This is a genomic window from Mesorhizobium sp. M1163 (assembly GCF_040318415.1).
Classification (GTDB): domain Bacteria; phylum Pseudomonadota; class Alphaproteobacteria; order Rhizobiales; family Rhizobiaceae; genus Mesorhizobium.
The window spans coordinates 1-570 of the sequence record NZ_JAMYMF010000115.1 but is presented as its reverse complement, the minus strand read 5'-3'; the positions used below and the strand labels follow the sequence as shown (position 1 = coordinate 570).

Annotated in this window: 1 protein-coding gene; it reads right to left on the bottom strand. The window is 62.1% G+C overall.

The features are described from left to right. Positions 1 to 396 (bottom strand): DUF2267 domain-containing protein (locus NKH43_RS35260; protein ID WP_352862070.1); only part of this gene is annotated, 396 nt, incomplete at its 3' end. Between the last annotated feature and the right edge of the window lie 174 nt (positions 397 to 570).

Below are 570 nucleotides of genomic sequence, written 5' to 3'. Positions count from 1 at the left end.
ATGCAGCACTCTTGGAGTGGAGGCCTTGGGGTCTTCAACCCCTGCTGCACGCAAACGGTCCGCAAATTGGGCTAGCACCGAGCGGGCAACCTCTTCAGGATTCACCGTCGGGTCACGGTGGACGCCGTCGTGGATCCTGTCGAGAAACGAATTTCGGTTTCTGGCTATGGCGCGACGGCCGGGACGCCAGCCCTCGTAGAAGAAGCCGCGCAGCAAGGCTGGCAGCTGTGCGCCCATGTAAACGGCCTGGTCGCGATCCAGGCAGTCGCGGAGGGCGTGCAGCGTCGCAATCAAGGCTTGGTAGACCCGCTCGCGATCATGCCAGCGAAGTCTCCGCGCCAGATCGCCGATCCAATTCTGGGTTGCTTGCAGCGCATAGTTGAGATCATGGCTCATGCACAGCATTCTCCTTGGCGCTTGTCAGGACCGGCGCTGCGGCCTGCCTCAAAAGTACTTGCGTGGATCTCATGCGGCCACGATTCAAACCAGGTGACAGCATCAGCGCGCTTCATCACGAGGCGCGCGCAGACCGCCACGCCATACGCGCGGCGGCGGGACGAACTAGCTTGT